Source organism: Shewanella sp. AS1 (genome assembly GCF_021412565.1).
In the GTDB taxonomy this organism is placed as follows: domain Bacteria; phylum Pseudomonadota; class Gammaproteobacteria; order Enterobacterales; family Shewanellaceae; genus Shewanella.
Map to the genome: position 1 here is coordinate 1 of NZ_JAKCLJ010000114.1, position 283 is coordinate 283.

At 65.7% G+C, this 283-nt stretch carries 1 pseudogene; it reads right to left on the reverse strand.

Annotated features, from left to right (window positions below):
* A pseudogene (locus LZP69_RS16295) lies at nucleotides 1-283 on the reverse strand (hypothetical protein); the annotation flags it as partial.

Sequence of the window (283 nt, forward strand, 5' to 3'; positions counted from 1 at the left end):
GACAGCGAAGTAGGCTGCGCGGGAGCCGTCCTTGCCCCAGCCGATGTCGAAACAGAGGTTGGTCCGCGAGCGCTTGTTCAGCATCAGCCTGAAGCCAAAGCCCGCGCCGGTCGCAAAGCCCTCGAAGAGATCCTCGCCCGTCTGCTCGCTACTGAGCGTTTCGGTGTTGAGGAAGGCCACCATCCCGAACAGGCCGTTCTGCGTGACGGTCCACCGGTACTCCATTTCCCCGTACACGAGGTCCTCGCCGCGGAACCGGCCCTGGGGATAGCCCCGCCCGGCG